This window comes from Variovorax sp. P2_H12 (genome assembly GCF_056403395.1).
In genome coordinates this window covers 91,661-112,483 of sequence record NZ_JBFUFO010000015.1, presented here as the reverse complement: position 1 = coordinate 112,483, position 20,823 = coordinate 91,661, and the positions used below count along the sequence as shown (strand labels likewise).

21 protein-coding genes are annotated in these 20,823 nt (G+C 68.0%); 15 read left to right on the top strand and 6 right to left on the bottom strand.

Annotated elements, in window-relative coordinates; genetic code table 11:
- Positions 1-141: 141 nt before the first annotated feature.
- Both AC1DYK_RS12795 and AC1DYK_RS12790 read left to right on the top strand, forming a co-directional pair.
- Positions 142-2,973: a cation-translocating P-type ATPase gene (locus AC1DYK_RS12795; RefSeq protein ID WP_478166650.1), complete on the top strand. Its 2,832-nt coding sequence runs from the start codon at positions 142-144 to the stop codon at positions 2,971-2,973.
- Positions 2,974-2,979: 6 nt separating this feature from the next.
- Positions 2,980-3,504, top strand: coding sequence for a universal stress protein (locus AC1DYK_RS12790; RefSeq protein WP_478166649.1), 525 nt, complete (start codon positions 2,980-2,982; stop codon positions 3,502-3,504).
- Positions 3,505-3,567: 63 nt separating this feature from the next.
- On the opposite strand, the gene AC1DYK_RS12785 is transcribed toward AC1DYK_RS12790, so the two are convergent.
- Entirely contained in the window at positions 3,568-4,269 is a 702-nt protein-coding gene (locus AC1DYK_RS12785; protein WP_478166648.1) for a DUF6920 family protein, read from the bottom strand.
- A gap of 142 nt (positions 4,270-4,411) precedes the next feature.
- A complete protein-coding gene (locus AC1DYK_RS12780; protein WP_478166647.1) occupies positions 4,412-5,488 on the bottom strand; it encodes an Acg family FMN-binding oxidoreductase in 1,077 nt (358 codons plus the stop codon).
- 260 nt (positions 5,489-5,748) lie between these two features.
- On the opposite strand from AC1DYK_RS12780, the gene AC1DYK_RS12775 reads away from it, so the two are divergent.
- On the top strand, positions 5,749-6,159 hold the full coding sequence (locus AC1DYK_RS12775; RefSeq protein WP_478166646.1) for a hypothetical protein: 411 nt from the start codon (positions 5,749-5,751) through the stop codon (positions 6,157-6,159).
- Here AC1DYK_RS12775 and AC1DYK_RS12770 read toward each other — a convergent pair.
- The gene (locus AC1DYK_RS12770) at positions 6,156-6,863 is read right to left on the bottom strand and encodes a GntR family transcriptional regulator (RefSeq protein ID WP_478166645.1); all 708 of its coding nucleotides are present in this window, start codon (positions 6,861-6,863) and stop codon (positions 6,156-6,158) included. The two genes, AC1DYK_RS12775 and AC1DYK_RS12770, sit on opposite strands and share 4 nt — an antisense overlap.
- A gap of 159 nt (positions 6,864-7,022) precedes the next feature.
- On the opposite strand from AC1DYK_RS12770, the gene AC1DYK_RS12765 reads away from it, so the two are divergent.
- From AC1DYK_RS12765 to AC1DYK_RS12720, 10 genes are read left to right on the top strand one after another with little or no spacing between them, the layout of a single operon-like run.
- Positions 7,023-7,796 carry an SDR family NAD(P)-dependent oxidoreductase gene (locus AC1DYK_RS12765; protein WP_478166644.1) on the top strand — a complete coding sequence of 258 codons (774 nt, stop codon included), beginning with the start codon at positions 7,023-7,025 and terminating at the stop codon, positions 7,794-7,796.
- Between the two features lie 49 nt (positions 7,797-7,845).
- The gene (locus AC1DYK_RS12760; protein ID WP_478166643.1) at positions 7,846-9,054 is read left to right on the top strand and encodes an ABC transporter substrate-binding protein; all 1,209 of its coding nucleotides are present in this window, start codon (positions 7,846-7,848) and stop codon (positions 9,052-9,054) included.
- A gap of 49 nt (positions 9,055-9,103) precedes the next feature.
- Entirely contained in the window at positions 9,104-10,006 is a 903-nt protein-coding gene (locus tag AC1DYK_RS12755; protein WP_478166642.1) for a branched-chain amino acid ABC transporter permease, read from the top strand.
- A gap of 5 nt (positions 10,007-10,011) precedes the next feature.
- On the top strand, positions 10,012-10,956 hold the full coding sequence (locus tag AC1DYK_RS12750) for a branched-chain amino acid ABC transporter permease (RefSeq protein ID WP_478166641.1): 945 nt from the start codon (positions 10,012-10,014) through the stop codon (positions 10,954-10,956).
- Positions 10,953-11,717, top strand: a complete 765-nt coding sequence (locus AC1DYK_RS12745) for an ABC transporter ATP-binding protein (protein ID WP_478166640.1) — start codon at positions 10,953-10,955, stop codon at positions 11,715-11,717. The genes AC1DYK_RS12750 and AC1DYK_RS12745 overlap by 4 nt, the downstream gene beginning before the upstream one ends.
- Before the next feature lie 7 nt (positions 11,718-11,724).
- Positions 11,725-12,444, top strand: coding sequence for an ABC transporter ATP-binding protein (locus tag AC1DYK_RS12740; RefSeq protein ID WP_478166702.1), 720 nt, complete (start codon positions 11,725-11,727; stop codon positions 12,442-12,444).
- A 31-nt stretch (positions 12,445-12,475) separates the two neighbouring features.
- Positions 12,476-13,228, top strand: a complete 753-nt coding sequence (locus AC1DYK_RS12735) for an SDR family NAD(P)-dependent oxidoreductase (RefSeq protein ID WP_478166639.1) — start codon at positions 12,476-12,478, stop codon at positions 13,226-13,228.
- Positions 13,229-13,244: 16 nt separating this feature from the next.
- Positions 13,245-13,979, top strand: a complete 735-nt coding sequence (locus AC1DYK_RS12730) for an SDR family NAD(P)-dependent oxidoreductase (protein ID WP_478166638.1) — start codon at positions 13,245-13,247, stop codon at positions 13,977-13,979.
- Entirely contained in the window at positions 13,976-15,706 is a 1,731-nt protein-coding gene (locus AC1DYK_RS12725) for an FAD-dependent oxidoreductase (RefSeq protein ID WP_478166637.1), read from the top strand. Before AC1DYK_RS12730 ends, AC1DYK_RS12725 begins: the two co-directional genes overlap by 4 nt.
- On the top strand, positions 15,703-16,311 hold the full coding sequence (locus AC1DYK_RS12720; protein WP_478166636.1) for a glutathione S-transferase: 609 nt from the start codon (positions 15,703-15,705) through the stop codon (positions 16,309-16,311). The genes AC1DYK_RS12725 and AC1DYK_RS12720 overlap by 4 nt, the downstream gene beginning before the upstream one ends.
- Before the next feature lie 98 nt (positions 16,312-16,409).
- Here AC1DYK_RS12720 and AC1DYK_RS12715 read toward each other — a convergent pair whose 3' ends face one another.
- A complete protein-coding gene (locus tag AC1DYK_RS12715; RefSeq protein ID WP_478166635.1) occupies positions 16,410-17,603 on the bottom strand; it encodes a M20 family metallopeptidase in 1,194 nt (397 codons plus the stop codon).
- 6 nt (positions 17,604-17,609) lie between these two features.
- Complete coding sequence (locus tag AC1DYK_RS12710; RefSeq protein ID WP_478166634.1) at positions 17,610-18,503, bottom strand: LysR substrate-binding domain-containing protein; 894 nt, start codon at positions 18,501-18,503, stop codon at positions 17,610-17,612.
- Positions 18,504-18,599: 96 nt separating this feature from the next.
- Here AC1DYK_RS12710 and AC1DYK_RS12705 point away from each other — a divergent pair, with 96 nt between their 5' ends.
- Together AC1DYK_RS12705 and AC1DYK_RS12700 are read left to right on the top strand one after the other, a co-directional pair.
- Entirely contained in the window at positions 18,600-19,352 is a 753-nt protein-coding gene (locus tag AC1DYK_RS12705) for a sulfite exporter TauE/SafE family protein (RefSeq protein WP_478166633.1), read from the top strand.
- 60 nt (positions 19,353-19,412) lie between these two features.
- Positions 19,413-20,141 (top strand): Crp/Fnr family transcriptional regulator, encoded by a 729-nt coding sequence (locus AC1DYK_RS12700; protein ID WP_478166632.1) that lies wholly within the window; start codon positions 19,413-19,415, stop codon positions 20,139-20,141.
- Positions 20,142-20,168: 27 nt separating this feature from the next.
- Here the strand turns inward: AC1DYK_RS12700 and AC1DYK_RS12695 are convergent, their stop codons facing one another.
- The gene (locus AC1DYK_RS12695) at positions 20,169-20,819 is read right to left on the bottom strand and encodes a peroxiredoxin family protein (RefSeq protein ID WP_478166631.1); all 651 of its coding nucleotides are present in this window, start codon (positions 20,817-20,819) and stop codon (positions 20,169-20,171) included.
- Positions 20,820-20,823: the final 4 nt, after the last annotated feature.

The window sequence follows — 20,823 nt, the reverse complement described above, 5'->3', positions numbered from 1 at the left end:
CCTGTGCTTTGCGGTCCGCCGCCGCGCAGGGCACAGCGCTCGCTCGAAGCCGCCGTCTCGCGGCGCGCCGGCGCCCGGCAAACTTCCGATTTCCATCCGCTGCGCGGCGCGCGACACTCGCGCAATGACCAGGAGCCCGTCATGCACGACCGCGATTCGCACGGCAAGCCGATCGACCAGCTCGTCGCCGACTTCGAGACCCATCTCGAGCAGGGCCTGACGGCTCGCGAGGCAGCGGAGCGGCTCGGGCGGTTGGGCGCCAACGAGCTGTCGGAACGCCCGCGCCCGGGTTTCTGGTCCCTGCTGTGGGACCAGTTCAACAACTACCTGGTGATCATCCTCGTGATCGCGGCCGTGGTGTCGCTGCTGCTCGGCGAATGGGTCGACTCGATCGCCATCATGGTCATCGTCGTGCTCAATGCCGTGGTCGGCGTGATCCAGGAGTCCAAGGCCGAGCAGGCCCTGGCGGCGCTGAAGAAGATGGCCGCGCCCAACGCGCAGGTGATCCGAGACGGCCACCGACTGTCGATCCCGAGCCGCGAGATCGTGGTCGGCGACGTGGTGTTGATCGAAGCCGGCAACTTCGTGCCGGCCGACCTGCGCCTGTTCGAGTGCTTCAACCTCAAGGTGCAGGAGGCCTCGCTGACCGGCGAATCCGTGCCAGTCGAGAAGGACCATGCGGTGGTGCTGGACAAGGAGATCCCGCTCGGCGACCGCAAGAACACGGCCTTCATGAGCACGCTGGTCACCTACGGTCGCGGCAAGGGCCTGGTCACCGGCACCGGGATGGACACGCAGATCGGCCTGATCGCGCAGATGATCCAGTCCTTCGAGGACGAGAGCACGCCGCTGCAGGCCAAGCTCGAGCACCTGGGCAGGGTGCTGGGCACCGCTTGCCTGACGATCTGCGCGATCGTCTTCGTGTACGGCCTGTTCCGCGATACGCACATCGCCGATGTTGCGAGGATCGGCCTGATGAACTACCTGGAGGCCGAGCGCAAGGACATCATCAGCCTGTTCATGACTGCGGTCAGCCTGGCGATCGCCGCGGTGCCCGAAGGGCTGCCGGCCATCGTGACCATCTGCCTGGCGCTCGGGATGCAGCGCATGCTCAAGCACCATGCGCTGATCCGCAAGCTGCCGGCCGTGGAGACGCTGGGCTGCGCCACCGTGATCTGCTCGGACAAGACCGGCACGTTGACGCAGAACCAGATGACGGTCGTCCAGGCCTGGACCGGCGGCCGGCGGCTGCGCATCACGGGCGAAGGCTACGCGCCCAAGGGTGCGTTCTTCCATGGCGAGGAGGCCTTCGACCCGCGCACAAGCCCCGATGCTTCGGCGCTGGTGCAGGGCGCGATCGCCTGCAACGACGCCCAGCTGGAGGAGCGCCCCGACGAGTCGGGCTCACGGTCGTGGACCATCATCGGCGATCCGACCGAGGGCGCGATGATCGTCGCAGCGGCCAAGGCGGACTACCTGCAGGACGCGTTCGCGAAGACGATGCCGCGGGTGCAGGAGATTCCGTTCGACGCCGAGCGCAAGCGGATGACGACGATCCATCGCAATGCGGGCGATGGTGCCGCACCCGGGTTCGTCTACCCGCCGCTGACGGCGGTGGTCAAGGGCGCGCCCGACGTGGTCCTCGAGCATTGCACGGGCATGCTCGACGGCGGCCATGTCGTGCCGCTCGCGGCGGCGATGCGCAACACCATCCTCGAGCAGCACCGCGACATGGCGGGCCAGGCGCTGCGCGTGCTGGCCGTGGCGTTCCGGGCGCTGGAGGCGATGCCCGAGACGCTCAGCCCCGAGACGGTGGAACGCGACCTCGTCTTCGTCGGGCTGCTGGGCATGATCGACCCGCCGCGGCCCGAAGTGATCGAAGCGCTGAAGGTCGCCAAGGGTGCCGGGCTGAAGACCGTCATGGTGACCGGCGACTATCGCGACACCGCCGAGGCCGTCGCGCGCCAAATCGGCCTGCGCACGCCCGGCGGACTGGTGCTCACGGGCGCCGAGATCGACCGGCTCTCCGACGCCGAACTCGCGGCGCGGGCCGAGCGGCTGGACGTCTGCTGCCGCGTGTCGCCGCAGCACAAGACGCGCATCGTCGACGCCTTCAAGGCGAGCGGCCACGTGGTGGCGATGACCGGCGACGGCGTGAACGACGCGCCGGCGCTCAAGCGCGCCAACATCGGCGTGGCCATGGGCATCACGGGCACCGACGTGGCCAAGCAGACGGCCGACATGGTCCTCACCGACGACAACTTCGCCAGCATCGTCGCCGCCATCGAGCAGGGGCGGATCATCTACTCGAACATCCGCAAGTTCGTCTACTTCCTGCTCGCCTGCAACGTGGGCGAGATCCTGATCGTGTTTGGCGCGATGCTCGTCGGCATGCCGATGCCCCTGCGGCCGGTGCAACTGCTCTGGCTGAACCTGGTCAGCGACGGCGCTCCGGCGCTCGCGCTGGGCATGGAAAAAGGCGAGGACGACATCATGAAGCAGCCCGCACGCTCGCCGAAGGAACCGGTCATCAACCGCGACATGGCGTTCAGCATCGGGGTCGTGGGCGCGGTGGACGTGCTGGCGATCCTGGGGGTGTTCCATCTCGCGCTGCAGCGCTATCCGGACCACCTGGAAGCCGCGCAGACCATGGCCTTCGTGACGCTGTGCACCTCGGAACTGTTCCGTGCCTTTGCCGCGCGGTCGGAGCGCTATAGCGTGTTCGCGATCGGCCTGTTCTCGAACGGCTGGATGGTGGCCGCGGTCGCGGCGTCCTTCGTGCTGGTGCTGGGCGTGGTGTACGTACCCTTCCTGGCACCCTTCTTCGACACCGTGCCGCTGTCGCCGAGCGACTGGCTGCTGATGCTGCCGTTCTTCTTCGCCTCTCCGGTGGCGATGGAACTGCTCAAGCTGTACCTGCGCCGGCGCAAGGTGGCGACGCCCGCCGCGCGGGCCGCGGCGCGCGACGATTGACCATTGGTGCGCTCGCGCACCGCCGCGCATAATCGTGGCGAGTTCGCCCGACCGGTGCCGGGCCTCGCAGCGATGTCGCACCGGAAAGGGGGTGACATCATGAAGAAGGTTCTGCTGCCCATCGATGGCTCGGAATGCTCCCGGCACGCCGTCCAGCATGTCCTCGCCCGACGCGCCAATTACCTCAATCCGGACGATCTCGAGGTCCACCTGGTGAACGTGCAGGTGCCGCTGTCCCGCGCGATCATCCAGTTCGCCAGCCACGACCAGATCGCCACGTTTCACGCCGAAGAGAGCGAGAAGGCCTTGCGCGAGGCCCGTTCGCTGCTCGATGCGGCCGGTGTGAAGTACAGCGCCCACACCGAAGTCGGCCATGTCGGGGAGGTCGTCACCCGGCTGGCCGATGCGCTGCATTGCGACGAGATCGTGATGGGCACGCATGGGCGCGATGCGCTGCGCGAGCTGCTGGTCGGCTCGATCACGCTGAAGGTCGTGCACCTGTCGAAGGTGCCCGTCCTGCTTGTGAAGTAGTTGACCGAGGGCCTTTGCGGGTTAAGCGGAGCGGGCGGCGGCACCGGCTCAATGGGGACGCGATCACCGCGCTGCGAACTCATAGTCGATGTCCGTCACGAGCCCCTGAAAGTACGGCATTGGCCCACTCGGCAATTCCCATTCGACTTCGCCCTGTAGCGGGACGCGCATGCCGGCTCGCAGCTCGTAGCCGGTGATGCGGCACAGCCACGGCGCCGACTCGGTCGCCGATCGCGGACGGGACGCGGCCCACACCGCCGCGATCAAGCCGTCCGTCCCGAATCTGAACTCCAGCGTGACCGTGGTCGTCCCGTCGCAGAGCGTCGCTCGCGCGGACGCGTCGTCGATGCCCTCCCATCGCACGCCCTGGCTGGGCAGCAGGGCGGTCGGATACCACGCCGCTTCGGCGAGGTAGCGCATCAATTCGCCGCGTGCCGATGCCGCCGTGTCACGCATGTCCGCCACGGTCACGAGTCCGAGCACCGCGGCGCGCAAGGATCCGGCGCCAAGGGCATAGGTGTCTCGAACCCAGACATCGGCGCCCGGTGCCATCCTGATCCGCGCGTCCCAGTCGAAGCCGGGAGGGTGCATCGTCGCGAACTGGGTCGCGCTGAAGGTCTGCCAGGCATCCTTCTGCCGAAATTGCCCTTGCTGCGAGAACCGAACGCTGGTGATCATGGCCTGGCCGTCCTGCAACGCGGCTTCGAAGTAACGCCTCACGGGCGGCGCAAGCGCTTCGATTTCGCGAGCGTCGTAGGTCTTCACGGACGGGGGCAGGCAGGCCGTCCGCATCGTCGCGCGAAGGGTGGCTCCCTGTCGCTGCCACCGCCACCGGCCCAGCGCCACCGCGCCGGCCGCGGCCGAGACCAACCCTGCGACCAGGATGGAGCCCGACGTCACCATCGACTCACGCTGGTACCAACTGAGCGTCCACGCCCCTGCGCGGCGCGGGACCGACGGGCGGTGCAAAGCCAGCCCGGGCCCACATCTGCACTGTCAGGTTCGATGGCGACGCATCCAGCAGGCTTCGAACCTCCGCGTGGGGCTTCGCCTGCTCCGGGTACTCCTGCAAGGCCTGCTGGAGCGGCTGCAGCGCAATGCCGACAGCCGTGGCGGCGAGTTGCACCCGGACGTACGCTCGGCCGGCGTTGACCTGGGTTGACCGGTCATTGCCATCGGTCACCATCCACAAAAAACCTGGCGTTGAATCGAGTTTGGCCTTGAAGTCCTTGATCTGGCTCGTGGTGGCGTAGTCACCCGGCGCCGGCGGCCTGCTGCGGTCGAACAACCCGACCTGGCTCATCCACACGGGGATTCGATCGAGCACGAACAAGCCATCCCGGTGCTGTTCGATCTCCGTGGCCCCCACGCGCAGCACCTTGTACGACTCCATGATCGTTCGCGGCGTGGTCAGTTCGATCTGCCACGCCTGCGCAGCAATGGCGCGGTGGCGCTGGAGCGCATCGGGCTGATCCAGGCCGGCGAATCCGAAGCGCAAGGAATTCGGCTTCACGCTCTCCATCATCGCCTGCCAGGCATGAGGCGGCACCGGGCGGGCCAGATCGTAGGCGCTGCGGTTGGTGCGACGGGTCAGGATCTGCGCGAACAGCGGGTCCCTGGATACGGTGGGGTCGGCGGTCAGGCGGATGCGCGCGACCGGCCGTTGGTCGAGCTTGGAGGGGCCGAACGGACCCTCCGGGAACAAGGAAATCTCGGCCCTCAGGCCGCGCTCGCGTGCCGCGATGTCGAGCAGTTCCAGGAACGTGCCGTGGCTCATCATGATCTGCCGCGAGAACGGATCGGTTTCGGGTAGCAGGCGAGTGAGGTCGCAGCGCAGCAGGATCTCGCCCGGCGTGCGCAGATCGACCAGCCACGATTGCAGGTTGTGCGAATGGGGCGCCAGGATGGCATAGCCAAGAATCCAGCGCCGTGCGTCAGGCTCGGCGCCGGGCCCTTTCCAGGCGGCGACGGCCTCCTCGGGCATCCGCTGGCTGCAGGCGGTGCCGGTTGCGGCGACCAGTGCGATGCCGCCTCCCGAGGTCAGGCGAATGAAGTCTCGTCGATCCATGTCGCGGCGCTCCCTGTTGTCCAGATTCGATCGCATCTTCAGCTGATTCTGGCCGTTGGTCCAGAATCAGTTGCCGCTTGCTCGGGGACGGCCCGAAAGCCGACGCTGACGACCCCTGCGCGTTCGACTCGGCCGCTTCCCTAAAATGGCCTGACACGAGTTGAATGGAGCTTCCCTTGCGCATTGCCACCTTCGCCTTCGCCGCCCTTGCCGCGGCGGCCACTTTCCCGGCCCTCGGGCAGGTCAACATCAACATCAACGTGCCCGGCATCGTGCAGATGGCGCCGCCGCCGCCGCGCTATGAAATGGTCCCAGGACCGCGCCCGGGCCAGGTGTGGGTGCAGGGTCGCTGGGTCTGGAACGAGCGCGACTACGTCTGGCAGGGCGGCCGTTGGCAGCAAGACCGGCCGGACTACGTCTATGCACCGGGCCGCTGGGTCCAGGCGAGCGGCGGATGGCGCTGGGTCGACGACCAGTGGAAGCCGGGCAAGCAGAAGAACGGCAAACACAGCAATCACGACCACGACGACCATGGCGATGGCGGCTACCACTGCCCGCCGGGGCAGGCGAAGAAGGGGCGCTGCTAGCCCGCGTCGGCTTCACGCTCACCGAGCGTGGATGTCCCCTTCAGCAATCGCTCGAAGTTCTGCTTGAAGATGATGCCGGCGTAGTACACGTGTTCGCGCATCAGCTGCTCGGCGCGCGTGCAGTCCTTGGCGAGCACGGCTTCGACGATGCGGTGGTGGTCTCCGTGCGAGCGCAGGATCACCGCATGCTCGACGTCCCAGAGAACCAGGCGGTCGGACGCGAAAGGGATGTTGTGTGCCTGCTCCGCGAAGCGGCCGAGCCACGGATTGCACGAAGCTTCCAGGAAGGTGTTGTGCAGCGTGACGTTGATCTTCTGGTACGGCGCGTGGTCTTCGGGCAATAGCACCCCCTTCGCCAGGATCCTGTCGCCATCGGACAGGCAGTCCTGCAGCGTTTTCGCCTGCGTCTCGCTGAGGCCGCGTTCGGCCGCCTTCTTGCAGGCGAGGCCCTCGAGCGCGGCGCGCACCTCGTACGCCGCCACGATGGTGTCCAGCTCGAATTCACGAACCAGATAGCCGCGCTTGGGCTGGTGGTCGATCAGTCCTTCGTTGGCGAGTGCCGCGAGCGCTGCGCGCACGGGGGTCCGCGAGACCCCCATTTCGAGCGCGGTCGGGATTTCCTCGATGCGTTCGCCGGCCTTGAAGCGGCCGTGCAGGATCCAGTTGCGTAGCGTGTCCGTGACCTGTTGCGACAGTGTTTCCAACGCGTTGCCTCTTGTTCAAGCGGTCGTGGCCGCCACGATTCAAGTATACATGAACCGCAAATATTGTCCTTTCATCGGGTAAACACGGGGTGTCTATGGCCAATCATGTATACACAATCGGTCCTGGCGCCAAATGGGGCGCGACTTTGAGGACATGGCATGACGAAGCGTTCGAGCGCAGATCGGTGGGCGGTGGTGACGGGGGGCGGACGGGGCATCGGCGAGGCTGTGGCGCGCCGATTGGCGGCCGAGGGCATGCGGGTGGTGGTCGCCGACATCGACCGCGCCAATGCCGATCGCGTGGCCGCCAGCCTCGGTGCACCCCACGTCGGCCGCGCCGTCGACGTGGCCGACGAAGAGGCGGTGCAGGCCCTGTTCGAGGACATCGAGTCGACGCTCGGCGCGGTCTCGGTGCTGGTTTGCGTCGCCGGCATCCTGATCCTTCCCGGCGGCGAGCGACCGCTCATCAAGGACATGACCATGGATACATGGGAGCGCAGCTTTGCGGTCAACACCCGCGGCGCCTTCCTCTGCAGCCGCGAGTACCTGCGCCGGCGGGAGGCTGCGAACGTCGAACACGGCCGTGTCGTCTTTTTCGGCTCGGTGGCGGCGCAACTCGGCGGCTATCGGTCGAGCGCCGCGTACATCGGTGCCAAGGCTGCGGTGCATGGCTATGCCAAGGCCTTTGCGCGCGAAGCGGCCCACCTGGGCATCACGTCGAACGTCATCGCGCCCGGCCTGATCGACACCGAGATGCTGCGCAGCACCGTCACCAGCAGCGGCGCGCTGGCCGCGGCGGCCCAGAACATCCCGCTTGGCCGCGTGGGCACGGTCGACGACGTCGCCGCGGCGGTCAGCTACCTGGTGTCGCCCGCCGCGGCCTACATCACGGGCGACGTCATCGACGTGAATGGCGGTTACCGCATGCAGTAGACCGCCGACACCCGCCCATTCGCCCAAGTTCAATCCCCAAGGAGACAGCATGAAGAAACTCAAATCCCTCGCCGCGCTGGCCGTCTTCGGCCTGGCCGTCGGCGCCTCGCACGCGCAGCAGGAACCCGGCGTGACCGACAAGACCATCAAGATCGGGCTCTTCGGTCCCTTGTCGGGCAACTCGATGGCCTACGGCTTTGACGTCATGAACGCGGCGAAGATGTACTACGAGAAGATCAACAAGGAAGGCGGCATCCACGGCCGCAAGATCGAACTCGTGATCGAGGACGATCGCTGCAACGCCAACGACCTTCTGGCCGCGGTTAAGAAGCTGACCGAGCAGGACAAGGTGTTCGCGCTCAATGGCGGCTCCTGCTCCGCGGCCGTGGTCGGCGCGCGCGAATACGTCGAGCGTTCGCAGATCCCCTTCGTGATGCTCAATGCGTCGGGGGACGGCGCGCTCTACCCGCCGTCCAAGTACATCTACGGCGCCTTCTCGATCTCGCAGCGCGCCGTCGGCGGCTCGATGGTGCAGTTCGCCGCCGAGCACCTGAAGGCCAAGAAGATTGGCTACATCAACCACGACGACGCCTACGGCGGCTGGAACCTCGAAGCGGCCGAATTCCAGGCCAAGAAGATCGGTGTCGACTTGCAGGTGCAGTCGGTGGCGCCGAACCTGACCGACGTCACCGCCCCGATGCTGAAGATCCGCGCGGCCAATCCCGATGTGCTGCTGATCACCACCTATGCCCGGCCCGTGAGCCTGCTGGTGAAGAAGGCCCAGGAACTGGGCTGGACCAAGCCGATCGTGATCGCGGTGAACGGCACCGCCGACCTCAAGCAACTGGTGGAGAACGTCGGCAACAAGGAGGCGTTCAAGAACGTCTATCTGCAGGAAGTCATGGCCGACGTGGCCGGTGGCCCCAAGCTCAAGTGGGTGTACGACATGTACAAGGCGTCCTATCCCGAACTCGCCGCCAAGCCCGGCTACCCGCAGACCTACATGCCCTACGGCATCCCGTCGGCGATGACCGTGGTCAACGCCTTGAAGGCGGCCGGCCCGCAGCCGACCCGCGAGAAGTTCCTGACGGCGCTGTCGCAGACCAAGTTCGAATCCAACGTCATGGCGGGCCCGATCGAACTCACGCCGACCGACCACGCGGGACAGAAGTCGGCCATCTACCTGAAGTTCGACGGCAGCGAGATGACTCCGGTTCCGGGCGCCTATCGCAGCCTGTGGACCTACCAGCCCAAGTAATTCACCAAGGAGACGAGGCGCCTGTGCGAGCGGGCGCCTCTCGCACCCAATGAGCCTCAGCGAGATCTGGCTGTTCCTGCAGCAGGGGGTGCTGTCCGGTCTGGTGACCGGCAGCGTGTACGCCCTGCTGGCCATCGCGATCGTCGCGATCTTCAAGACCACCGACGTGCCCAACTTCGCCCAGGGCGAGATCTTCATGATCGGGGGCTATGTGGCGCTCTGCCTGCTGCTGATCGCGGGCCTTTCCTATGCGGTCGTCATTCCGCTGACCGTGATCGCGGTAGCTGCCGGCGCGGCGCTGTTCCAGCGCGTCGTCATGGAGCGGGTCACGCATTCGAAGGGCGTGGGCCCGCAGCTCGTGATCGCGACGCTGGGCCTGGCCTATACCCTCAAGGGCCTGGTGCGGCAGACGGGATTGGGCGACACGCCACGCTCGCTGCCCTCCATCGTGCCCAATGACCCGGTCATGATCGGCGACGCCTTCCTGACCAAGCTGGACGTCACGATCTTCATCAGTTCGGTGGTCGTGATGGTTCTGATCTACCTCATGTTCAGCCACACCCGCATCGGCAAGGCGATGCGCGCGGTGGGCATGAACCCGCGCGCCGCCCAGATCGTGGGCATCCGCCTGTCGCGCATCCGCATGATGGTCTGGGCCATGTCCGGCGTCATCTCGGCACTGGCCGCGCTGCTGATCACGCCCAAGGTGCTGATCACGCCCGACATCGCGCACATCGCCATCCTGGCCTATGCGGCGGCGATCGTCGGCGGCTTCACCAGCCTGCCCGGCGCCGTGCTGGGCGGGCTGATCATCGGGATCGTCGAGAACCTCGTGGGGTTGTTCATCTCGACCAATGCCATCGTGGTGGCTCCCTTCCTGGCCATCCTGGTCACGCTGATCGTGCGCCCCCAGGGCATCCTGGGCGGCAAGCCCCAAGTCAAGAAGGTATGACATCCATGACCCGTGACCACTGGGCGCTGCTGGCTGCCGCCCTGATCCTGATCGCGCTGCCGTTCACCGTGTCCGGCTATGTGCTGTATGTGGTGAACCTGCTGATGGTCTTCGTGGTGCTGGCGCTCGGCATGCACGTGGTGATCGGCGAGGCGGGGCAGTTCGCCCTGGCGCACGCCGCCTTCTACGGCATCGGCATCTACACCGCGGGGCTCATCAACACGGCCTGGCATCCGCCGTTCATCGTGTCCATCCTGGCGGGCGGCCTGCTGTCGGCGGTATTGGGCTTCTTCATCGGCTATCTGGCGCTTCGCATGCGCGACATCTACCTGGCGCTGGCGACCTTCGCCTTCGGCGAGGCCATGCAATGGGTCTTCCTGAGCTGGGAGGGCGTCACCGGCGGCTCCAACGGCATGAAGATGCAGCCGGCCGAGTTCTTTGGCTACAAGCTGACCAACGACCTGCAGGCCTATCCGTTCGTGATGGTGCTGGCGGCGCTGATGCTGTGGCTGACCGTCGCGCTGGCACGCTCGCAGTACGGGTCGGCCCTGCGGGCGGTGCGCGAGAGCGATGTCGCCGCGATGGCCATGGGGATCAACGTCAAGGCGATGAAGCAGAGCGCCTTCGCGATCTCGGCCGCTTTCGCCGGCATCGCGGGCGGCATGTACACGCTGTTCACCTCGTTCATCCACCCCGAAAGCCTGGGGTTCCAGACCACCATCCTGGTGCTGACGATGGTTGTGGTGGGCGGCATGGGCTCGGTGCGCGGCGCGGTGGCCGGCGCGATCGCCTTCGGGCTGATTTCCGAGTTGCTGCGCCAGCTGATGTCGGTGCAGGAGATCATCTATGGCCTGATCCTCATGGGCTTCATGATGTTCAGGCCCAAGGGCTTGTTCGCCGACCGCCATCGGCGCGTCGCGCGCCAGGCGGTGAAGGGAGTCCGGCCATGAGCGCAGGTCCCTTCGTCGAGGTCTCCGGCATCACGGTGCGCTTCGGCGGGCTGGTGGCGGTCAACAGCCTCTCCTTCCAGGTGGAGCGCGGCGCCATCCACGCGCTGATCGGCCCCAACGGCGCGGGCAAGTCCACCACCTTCAACTGCATCTCGCGCTACTACCAGCCCTCGGAAGGGCGCATCCTGATCGAGGGCGAGGACGTGACCCACCACCCACCGACCCGCATGGCGGGGATGGGCGTGGCACGCACCTTCCAGAACCTGGAGCTGTTCGGCGACCTCAGCGTCTACGAGAACGTGCTGCTGGGCTGCCATTCCCACAGCGCCGGCACGCTCGGGAAGCTGCTGCGCCGGCCCGCAGGCGAGATCCGCGACCTGGTCGATGGCCTGATCGAGCGCGTGGGCCTGACGCACGACCGCCAGACGCGCGCCAAGGAGCTCGACTTCGGGCATCAGAAGCTGCTCGAAATCGCGCGGGCGCTGGCGTTGAAGCCCAAGCTGCTGCTGCTCGACGAACCCGCCGCCGGCCTGCGCAACCGCGACATCGAGAACCTCGACCGGCTGCTGACCGAACTCGCGCAGCGCGACGGCATCACCGTGCTGCTGGTCGAGCACGTGATGCAGCTGGTGATGTCGATCTCCGACCGCATCACCGTGATGTCCTTCGGCCAGAAGATCGCCGAAGGGACGCCGAAGGAAATCAGTGAGGATCCGACCGTGATCGAAGCCTACCTCGGCAAGGGAGCAGCCCATGCCTGAGACCCCGATGACCGAACCCCTGCTGGCGCTGCGCGGCATCAGTGCGTCCTATGGCGCCATCCAGGCGCTGTCGAACGTGTCGTTGAGCGTGCCGCAGGGCGCCATCGTGGCGCTGCTCGGAAGCAACGGCGCCGGCAAGAGCAGCACGCTCAACGCCATTTCCCATCTGATCCATGCGAGCGCGGGCGAAGTGGTCTTCGCCGGCTCGCCGATCCAGCGCCTGCCGTCCGACGAGATCGTGCGGCGCGGGCTGGTGCAGGTGCCCGAGGGCCGCGAGGTCTTCAAGGAAATGAGCGTGCGCGAGAACCTCGAGCTGGGCGCCTTCCTGCGTGGCAACCGCCGCGAGATGGCCGAAGACCTCGACCGCGTGTTCGCGATGTTTCCGCGCATGAAGGAGCGCATCGACCAGCGCGCCGCGACGCTGTCCGGCGGCGAGCAGCAGATGCTCGCGATCGGCCGGGCCTTGATGTCGCGCCCGCGCATGATCATGTTCGACGAGCCCTCGATGGGTCTTTCTCCGTTGCTGGTCGAGCAGATCTTCGAGTCGATCCAGCGGCTCAATCGGGAACAGGGCCTGACCATCCTGCTGGTCGAGCAGGACGTGCGGCTCGCGCTGGCCGTCGCCAGCCATGCCTACATCCTCGAGAACGGCGAGATCACGCTCGAGGGACCGTCCGCCCAGCTCGCCAGCGACCCGGCCGTCCGCAAGGCGTACCTCGGTGTCTGAAGCGGCGAGTTCCACCCCCAGGAGCCATCGAATGGATCTACTGAAAGACAAGCTGGCACTCGTGACCGGCGCCGGCGGCGGCCTCGGCTCGGCGATCGCGCACGGCTTCGCCATGCAGGGCGCGCGCGTCATCGCGGCCGACATCGACATCCGCAGCGCCGAGGCGACCGCGGCGTCGATTGTCCTGGCGGGCGGCCAGGCCTGGAGCATTGCCATCGACGTCACGGACCGCGCCGCGGTGCAGGTCTGCGCGACGGACCTCGAAGAACGCTTCGGTCCGATCGATGTCCTGGTCAACAACGCCGGCATCTCGGGCAAGTCGCGGATCGACGATCCGCAGGCCGTCGAGGTGTGGGACCGCCTGATCGAAGTCAACCTGCAGGGGCTCTTCAATGTCACGCACGCCTTCGTGCCCGCCCTCAAGAAGACCCGCGGATGTATCGTCAACCTGTCTTCGATCGTCGCTTTCGTCAGCGGCATCTCGTCGGCCGGCTACGTGGCGTCGAAGGGGGCGGTGCGCTCGCTGACCCAGGTGCTCGCACGCGAGCTGGCGCCCTTCGGCGTGCGCGCCAACGCCGTCGCACCGGGCCTGATGCTGACCGAGATGGTGGCGCCACAGCTGGCCGTCCCCGGCGGCACCGACTGGTACATGAAGCGAGTGCCGATGGCGCGCGGCGGCGAGGTCGAGGAGATCGTCGGCCCGGTCGTCTTCCTCTGTTCACCGATGGCCAGCTACGTCAATGGCGTGGTGCTGCCGGTCGATGGCGGCTTTCTTTCCGCATGACACAGGACCTTTCCAGATGAACAGCAACAAACCGATTGCCCTGGTCACCGGCGGTGCCGGCGGCATGGGCCTGGCGACGGTCGAGCGCCTGGCGCGCGATGGCTTCTCGGTGGTGATGATCGACCGCGATGAAGCGCTCGCGCAGCGCGAGACCAAGCGTCTGGCCGATCTCGGCCTCGAGGTGCAATGCCGCGTGCTCGACCTCACCGACGAGGAGGCCGTTCGCGGCCTGGTGCGGTCGCTTCCGCCCGTGCAGGCGCTGGTCAACAACGCGGGCATCTTCGACGAGCGCAAGTTCCTCGAGGTCAGCAATGCGGATTTCCGGCGCGCCTACGAGGTCAACCTGATCGCTGTCGCCACGCTGACGCAAGAGGTGGCGAAGACCATGCCCGACGGCGGCCGCATCGTGAACATCGCGTCGCGCGCCTACCTGGGCGCCAGGAACCATCCCCACTATGTCGCCTCGAAGGCCGCGGTCGTGGGCTACACCCGCGCCAGCGCCATGGAGCTGGCGCCGCGCGGCATCCTCGTCAACGCCATTGCGCCGGGGCTGATCGACACGCCGATCCTGCGCGCGCTCACCCCCGAGCGGCTGCAGGCGCAGCTGGCCTTGCAGCCCACGGGCAAAGCGGGGCGGCCCGAAGACATCGCGCAGGCCGTGTCCTTCCTCGTGTCGCCGCTGACCGGCTTCATCACCGGCCAGGTGCTCTTCGTCGATGGGGGCAAGTCGCTGGGTGGATCCGGCGCATGAACGCAAAGACCTGGGACGCGGAGTACGACGTCGTCGTGATCGGTGCGGGCACCGGAGGCATGGCCGCGGCGCTGACGGCGAGCATCGAGGGCCGCAGCGTACTCATCGCCGAGAAGACCGATCGTGTCGGTGGATCGACCTCGGTGTCGGGCGGCGCCGTGTGGGCGCCGCTCAATGCGCAGTCGGCGAAGCTCGGTCATCCGGACAGCTTCGACAAGGCATGGACCTACATGCGCAGCACGGTGGGAGACGCTGCGCCGGCCGCGATGCAGCAGGCCTTCCTGCGCCATTGCGCCGGCATGGTCGACTTCTTCGAGCGCCACACCGAAGTGAAACTCGTGGCGCGCAGCTATTCGCCGGACTATTACCCGGACCGCGAGGGTGCCGCGCTGGGGGGCCGCTCGCTGGATCCCGCGATGTTCGACGGCCGCCTGCTGGGCCGGCGCTTCAAGGAGCTGCGCGACCCCTTGCCCGAGTTCATGGTGCTCGGCGGCATGATGATCACGATGACCGACGCCAGGCACTTGCTCGCGGTGACGAAGTCCTTCACCTCCTGGCGCGAGGGCATGAAGCTGGTGCTGCGCTACTTCGGCGACCGGCTGCGCGGATACCACCGGGGCACCCGCCTGGTGCTCGGCAATGCACTCGCCGCGCGGCTCTTCAAGAGCGTCCTGGATCGCGGCATCGACTACTGGCTCGAGGCGCCGCTGCAGAAGCTGCATCGGGTCGACGGCCGTGTGATCGGGGTCACGGTGCTTCGCGGCGACCAGGCGGTGCGGGTTCGCGCGCGTTGCGGCGTCGTCGTGGCCACGGGCGGTTTTCCATGGAGTGAGACGCTGCGCCGCGCGTTGTACCCACAGCCGACCGGGGCCTGGTCGATGTCGCCGCAAGGCAATCGCGGCGAAGGCATCGCCGTGGCCCGTGATGCCGGCGCGGCGATGGGCAGCGGGCATTCGAGCCCAGCTTTCTGGGCGCCGGTTTCGATCTTGCAGCGGCCGGACGGCAGCGTGGTCCGCTACCCGCACCTGGTCTGGGACCGCGCCAAACCCGGACTGATGGCGGTCAACCAGGCCGGCGAGCGGTTCGTCAACGAGTCCACGTCGTATCACGAGTTCGTGCGTGCCATGTACCGCTCGTACGAGACCGTGCCGTCCTTGCCCGTGTACCTGGTCTGCGACCACGACTTCATGGAGAAGTGGGGCATGGGTCTGGCGCTGCCGGGCGGCCGGCCGCGCGAGCACCTGATACGCGCGGGCTACCTCTGGAAGGCGCCGACCCTCGGCTCGCTCGGCGAATCGCTGGGCATCGACGGTGCGCGGCTGACGGCGTCCGCTGCGCGCTTCAATGCCCAGGCCGCCGGCGGCAAGGACGAGGACTTCGGCAAGGGCAGTACCGAATACAACCGCTATCTGGGCGACCCCGATCAGAAGCCCAACGCCTGCCTGGGGCCGCTGCGTCGCGCGCCGTTCTACGCCGTCAAGGTGGTGGCCGGCGACATCGGGACCGCGGCGGGAATCGCATGCAACGAGAATGCCCAGGCGCTCGACGCCGGAGGCCAACCCATCCCCGGTCTCTACATGGCGGGCAACGACATGCACTCGGTGATGGGCGGCGAGTACCCGGCGCCCGGCATCACGCTGGGCCCGGCATTGACGTTCGGCTGGATCGCCGGGCGGCATCTCGCGAAGGCGCCTGAACTTTCAACGATGGAACCCCTCGGCTCATGAAGATCTACTTTTCTCCCTTCTCTCCCTACGTGCGCAAATGCCTGGTGGTGGCGCACGAACTCGGCCTCGGCGAGCGCGTGCAGTTGCTGCCGTCGAACGCGAACCCGGTCCAACGCGACCAGGAGATCATTGCCAAGAATCCCCTGGGCAAGGTCCCCACCTTCATCACCGACGACGGCGAGGCCCTGTACGACAGCCGTGTGATCTGCGAGTACCTGGACAGCTTGGGGGGCGGCAGTCTGTTTCCCGCCAGCGGTGCGGCGCGCTGGGGTGCGCTGACCCTGCAGTCGCTGGCGGACGGCATCCTCGACGGCGCACTGCTGGCGCGCTACGAGGATGTGGCCCGGCCGGAGGGTTTGCGCTGGCCCGAATGGCGAGCGGCGCAGTTGGACAAGGCCGAGACTTCGCTGGCGCACCTGAACGCGAATCCGGCGCTGCTGGCACCCGGCCGCGTGGACATCGGTACCCTCGCCGTGGCCTGCGCGCTTGGGTATCTGGACCTGCGATTCGGCGAATTCGATTGGCGCACGCGGCATGCCGGGGTGGCGGCATGGTTCGCCGAGTTCTCGAAGCGCCCGTCCCTGCAGGCCAGCTGGTCGCTCTGAGCGCGTTCCCTCAGGGTCCCTTCTTTCGGTACGCCGTGAGAGAGTAAGCGCTCACAAGTGGCGGCGTCCTCGTGTGCGGCCGACCGCGCCGCGACGCCTCAGGCGCGCTGCAGGCGGTACAGCGCGTCGCGATAGATCCGGTACACGGGGCCGATGCTGTCGAGCGAAACCCGCTCGTCGGCCGCGTGGACGTTCTCGCCGTGCAGGCCGAAGCCGCACAAGGCCGGCACGCCCAGGCCGTGGAGGTAGTTGCCGATGTTCGACGGCCCCACCACGGTGGTCGGAAGATCGAGGCCGAGTTCGGCGCGGCCGGCCTCGCGCAGCGCGGCCACCATCGGGTTCGTGTCGGGCACGCGGTAGGCAGGCCAGCCGGCGGTCCATTCGATGTCGCTGGCCGGCGCGGGCGCGTATTCGGCGTCCTGCCGCTCGACCGTGCGGTGAATCAGCTCGCGCGCGTGCCCGTCGGTGAAGCCCGGCGTGAGCCGCAGGTCGAGGCGCAGCTCGCACAGGTCGGGCACCTGGCTGTAGCCGCCGTCGCCGGCGTGCATGCCGGTCAGCGTCAGCTGGGGCGGGAGCCCGAAGGCATCGTCCGCCGCCGGCAGTCCGGCCGCCTCGAGCGCGCGCGCGAGCGCGGTGGCGCGGGTGATCGCGTTCAGCCCGCGCTGGCGGGTGGCGCCGGAGTGCGCGGCGATGCCGTGCACCGCGAGGCGCGCGCGCAGGAAGCCGCGCCCGCCGGTGACGATCCGCTGCATCCCGGGGTAGCCGATGATCACCCCGTTCGGGCGTGGCGCGGGTGCGCCATCGAAGGGGTGGTCGAAGAAGGCGCGCGCGCCGCCGAAGCGGCCCGAATGCTCGTCGAGGTCGAACAGCACGCCGAGCCGGCCGGCGAAGCGATCCCGCGCTTGGCTGAATTCCTGCAGCAGGTGCGCGAACAGGGTCGCGCCGCCCTTGGAGTCGGCGCTGCCGCGCCCATAGAGCCAGCCCTGCGAGATCCTCGGCTCGGTCGGCGGCGAGGTCCAGGTGGTGGCCTCGCCGAAGCCCGCGGTGTCCAGCGTGGCGTCGAGCACGGTCCAGGGGCCGCCGGCCTGCCCGCCGCGCACCTCGGCGTAGAGGCCGAGGGCCTTGCCGTCGGTGCCGCGCAGCCGGCGGAAGGGCAGGCGGCGCGCATCGAGCCAGCCCTCCATGCAGTGCACCACCGGCCCCGGCGCGTCGGTGCCGGCACGGCTGGGCGTGCGCACCAGCGACTGGAGCAGCGCGACGATCGAGTCGGCCGGGACGACGGGGCTTGGCATGCGCGGCTATTGTGCCGCCGGCGCCAGCAGCGCGTGCAGCATGCGCTGCGCGTTGAGCGGCAGCGCATCGGGGTCGCGCACGCAGGCCAGCAGGTGCCGCGCGGCCCAGGCCTCGGCGATCGGGATGGCTCGGATCTCCCTGAGGGACGGGGAGCGGTCCGCCGCGGCCTTCGGCACGATGCCGACGCCGATGCCCTGCGCGACCATCCGGCAGACCGCCTCGAAGCTGCGCACCCGCACCCGGTAGGCCAGCCGCTTGCCCAGCCGCCGGGCGTGCAGCGCCACGTGCGCCTGGAGCGGACTGCCCTCCGCCAGGCCGATGAACCGGTCATCGACCACCTCTGCCAGTGCCACGCGCCGGCGGCGCGCCAGCGCATGGCCGCGCGGCACCACCAGCACCAGGTCGTCGCGCCGGAACACGAAGTGCTGCAGGCCCTCGACGTCGACCACGTCGGAGACGATGCCGATGTCGCAAAGCCCGGCGCGCACCGCGTCGACGATGTCGGTGCTGGCCTGTTCTTCGAGGTCGACCGATACGCGGGGATGCTGCGCCAGAAAGCGGCCCAGCGCCTCGGGCAGGTGCTCGGTCATCGCCGAGGTGTTGCACAGCAGGCGGACGTGGCCCTGCAGGCCGGCGCCATAGTCGCCGAGATCGCCGCGCAGGCGCTCCATCTGCTGCAGCACCAGCCGCGCGTGGTGGACCAGCGTGCGTCCGGCTTCGGTCGGCTGCACGCCCTGCCTGGAACGCAGAAGCAACGGCGTGCCGAGGTCGGTCTCCATGCCGAGCACGCGCTGGCTGGCGGAGGCCAGCGTCATGTGCGTCCGCGCGGCACCGCCGGTGATGCTGCCGGCCTCGACGATGTTCACGAACAGCCGCAGGTCGGTGAGGTCGAATCGCATGCTGGCAAGGTACCACGGTAGCCCTCAGTCTGTGCCTGAGGCAGGGTGTGCAGGTTCCGCATTTTCAAACAGCGCGAGGGCCGCGAAACTGGCCCGATGCTGGAATTCGATCTCTCCCTGTGGGCGCTGATGGCGGCCGTCTTCGTGCTCGCGGGCGTCGTCAAGGGCGTCATCGGGCTCGGCCTGCCGACGCTGTCGATGGCGCTGCTGGCCGTGTGGATGCCGCCGGCGGCGGCCGCCGCGCTGTTGATCGCGCCGTCCCTCGTGACCAATCTCTGGCAGCTGCGGCCGTGGGCGAGCGTGCTGGGCATGCTGCGCCGGCTCGGCGGCATGCAGCTCGGCATCGTCGCGGGCACGCTGCTCGGCGCCTGGTGCTTCGGCGCCCCGGCCGGATCAGGGGCGATGCTGGCCCTCGGGCTGGCGCTGGCCGGCTATGCGGCCTGGGGGCTGCTGGGGCGCCCGCTCGATCTGCCTGCGCGCCACGAAGCGTGGCTGGGGCCCCTCGCGGGCGCGCTCACCGGCGCGATCACCGCATTGACGGGCGTGTTCGTGCTGCCCGCCGTGGTCTACCTGCAGGCGCTGAGGCTGTCGCGCGACGAGTTGATCCAGGCGATGGGGCTGTCGTTCACGAGTTCGACCTTCGCGCTCGGCTTCGCGCTGGCGGGGCAGGGCGGCTATTCGGCGCCATGGGCCGGCGCCTCGCTGGCGATGCTGGTGCCCGCGCTGGCGGGCATGGCGCTGGGCCAGCGGTTGCGGCTGCGGCTTCCCGTGGCCGTGTTCAAGCGCTGCTTCTTCATCGGACTGGCGCTGCTGGGCCTCTACATGGTCGGACGCGAACTGCCGCGTTGAGAATTCCTTGCCTCGTCGCACAATGCAAGGCGCGACGAATCGACCGGACAAGGAGCACGCATGTCAATGCACGTACTGTGGGACACCGCGATGGCGAATCTGGCGTCATCGATCTCCACGCCGGCCGGCGTCGTCGCCGTGTGCTCGGCGGCGGTGGCCGGCGCGCTGGTGGTGGTCAGCTCGTTCGTGAAGACCATGATCCCGCTGCGCTGTCTCGCGGTGGGCGGCAACCTCGGCTTCCTGGTCTACGGGGCGCTGCATCCCTCGCTGATCATGATGCTGCTGCACGGGGCGCTGCTGCCGATCAACATCTGGCGCACCGCGGAGATGGTGCGTCTCACGCGCCGCGTGACCGCCGCGGCGGCGGAGGGCGACCTGTCCGGGGTCTGGCTGCGGCCCTACATGCGCAGCCGGCGCATGAAGGCCTCCCGCGTGCTGTTCCGCAAGGGGGACGCCGCCAGGCACCTGTATTTCCTCGCCTCGGGACAGATCGAATTCGTCGAGATCGGCGAGCTCATGGAGGCCGGGCGCCTGTTCGGGGAGATCGCCTTCTTCGCGCCCGACAAGCGCCGCTCGCTGACCGCGCGCTGTGTCACCGACTGCACCGTCCTGAGGATCGACGAAAACACCTTCAAGCAGCTGTATTTCCAGAATCCGGCCTTCGGATTCCAGGTCGTGACCCTGGTCACGTCGCGGCTGATCGCCGACCGCAAGCGACTGGAATCCCTGATGGCGGCAAACACACCGCGGGCACCGGGGGCGCCGGAGACGGTCGCCCTCGGCACTTGAGTGCGCTCAGGCCGGCGCCGGGCCAGTTCAGACGCAGGCGCGGGCCGCGCCGAGGATCATTTCTTCGGACGGCAGCTTGCCGATGCCGGCCAGCCCTTCGCTGGCGCATTCGATGTCGTGCCAGCGCACGATGCCTTCGCGGTCGATCATGAACATCGCCTTGAGCTGCGGCCATTGGCGGTCGACGTCGGCCAGGTCGGTCGGCGTGCAGGCATAGCCGTCGAGTTCGGTCAGCGCCTTGGCGGCTTGCGAGATCGGCAGCGGTTCGGGCAGGTCGCCGGTCGGATTGACGCGAATCTCCTCCAGGGCCTGGATCAAGGCGGGCGTCGGCTCGGGCTTGGGCACGCGGTAGGCGCGGTGCGTCGACAGGGCGGGGTCGGACGCCAGCCGCAGCGGCGTCGGCCGGAACTTGAAATAGAGCCGCGCGTTCTCGGGATCGGTGGCCACCACCACCAGGCTCTCGACCCCCAGCGCCTTCAGCTTGACCTCGAACTTGCCGAGCTGCACCAGTTGCCGGCGGCAGAACGGGCACCACAGGCCGAGCATGAGCGCGAGGAACACGGGGCTGCGTCCGCGGTAGTCGGCGAGCGATATGGTTTCGGGGCCGGCCACCGCAGGCAGCGCGAAGTCCGGGGCTGTTTCGCCCGGTGCCACGGGGGATTCCATCTGGGAGGTCATGTCG

Bases quoted from the DNA above. Each gene is read 5' to 3' on its own strand.
- AC1DYK_RS12795 (WP_478166650.1), top strand. From the start codon at position 142: ATGCACGACCGCGATTCGCACGGCAAGCCGATCGACCAGCTCGTCGCC.
- AC1DYK_RS12780 (WP_478166647.1), bottom strand. From the start codon at position 5,488: ATGCCCGAGGAGGCCGTCGCCGCCTGGAAAGGGCCCGGCGCCGAGCCT.
- AC1DYK_RS12765 (WP_478166644.1), top strand. From the start codon at position 7,023: ATGACGAAGCGTTCGAGCGCAGATCGGTGGGCGGTGGTGACGGGGGGC.
- AC1DYK_RS12760 (WP_478166643.1), top strand. From the start codon at position 7,846: ATGAAGAAACTCAAATCCCTCGCCGCGCTGGCCGTCTTCGGCCTGGCC.
- AC1DYK_RS12755 (WP_478166642.1), top strand. From the start codon at position 9,104: ATGAGCCTCAGCGAGATCTGGCTGTTCCTGCAGCAGGGGGTGCTGTCC.
- AC1DYK_RS12750 (WP_478166641.1), top strand. From the start codon at position 10,012: ATGACCCGTGACCACTGGGCGCTGCTGGCTGCCGCCCTGATCCTGATC.
- AC1DYK_RS12745 (WP_478166640.1), top strand. From the start codon at position 10,953: ATGAGCGCAGGTCCCTTCGTCGAGGTCTCCGGCATCACGGTGCGCTTC.
- AC1DYK_RS12740 (WP_478166702.1), top strand. From the start codon at position 11,725: ATGACCGAACCCCTGCTGGCGCTGCGCGGCATCAGTGCGTCCTATGGC.
- AC1DYK_RS12735 (WP_478166639.1), top strand. From the start codon at position 12,476: ATGGATCTACTGAAAGACAAGCTGGCACTCGTGACCGGCGCCGGCGGC.
- AC1DYK_RS12730 (WP_478166638.1), top strand. From the start codon at position 13,245: ATGAACAGCAACAAACCGATTGCCCTGGTCACCGGCGGTGCCGGCGGC.
- AC1DYK_RS12725 (WP_478166637.1), top strand. From the start codon at position 13,976: ATGAACGCAAAGACCTGGGACGCGGAGTACGACGTCGTCGTGATCGGT.
- AC1DYK_RS12720 (WP_478166636.1), top strand. From the start codon at position 15,703: ATGAAGATCTACTTTTCTCCCTTCTCTCCCTACGTGCGCAAATGCCTG.
- AC1DYK_RS12715 (WP_478166635.1), bottom strand. From the start codon at position 17,603: ATGCCAAGCCCCGTCGTCCCGGCCGACTCGATCGTCGCGCTGCTCCAG.
- AC1DYK_RS12710 (WP_478166634.1), bottom strand. From the start codon at position 18,503: ATGCGATTCGACCTCACCGACCTGCGGCTGTTCGTGAACATCGTCGAG.
- AC1DYK_RS12705 (WP_478166633.1), top strand. From the start codon at position 18,600: ATGCTGGAATTCGATCTCTCCCTGTGGGCGCTGATGGCGGCCGTCTTC.
- AC1DYK_RS12700 (WP_478166632.1), top strand. From the start codon at position 19,413: ATGTCAATGCACGTACTGTGGGACACCGCGATGGCGAATCTGGCGTCA.
- AC1DYK_RS12695 (WP_478166631.1), bottom strand. From the start codon at position 20,819: ATGACCTCCCAGATGGAATCCCCCGTGGCACCGGGCGAAACAGCCCCG.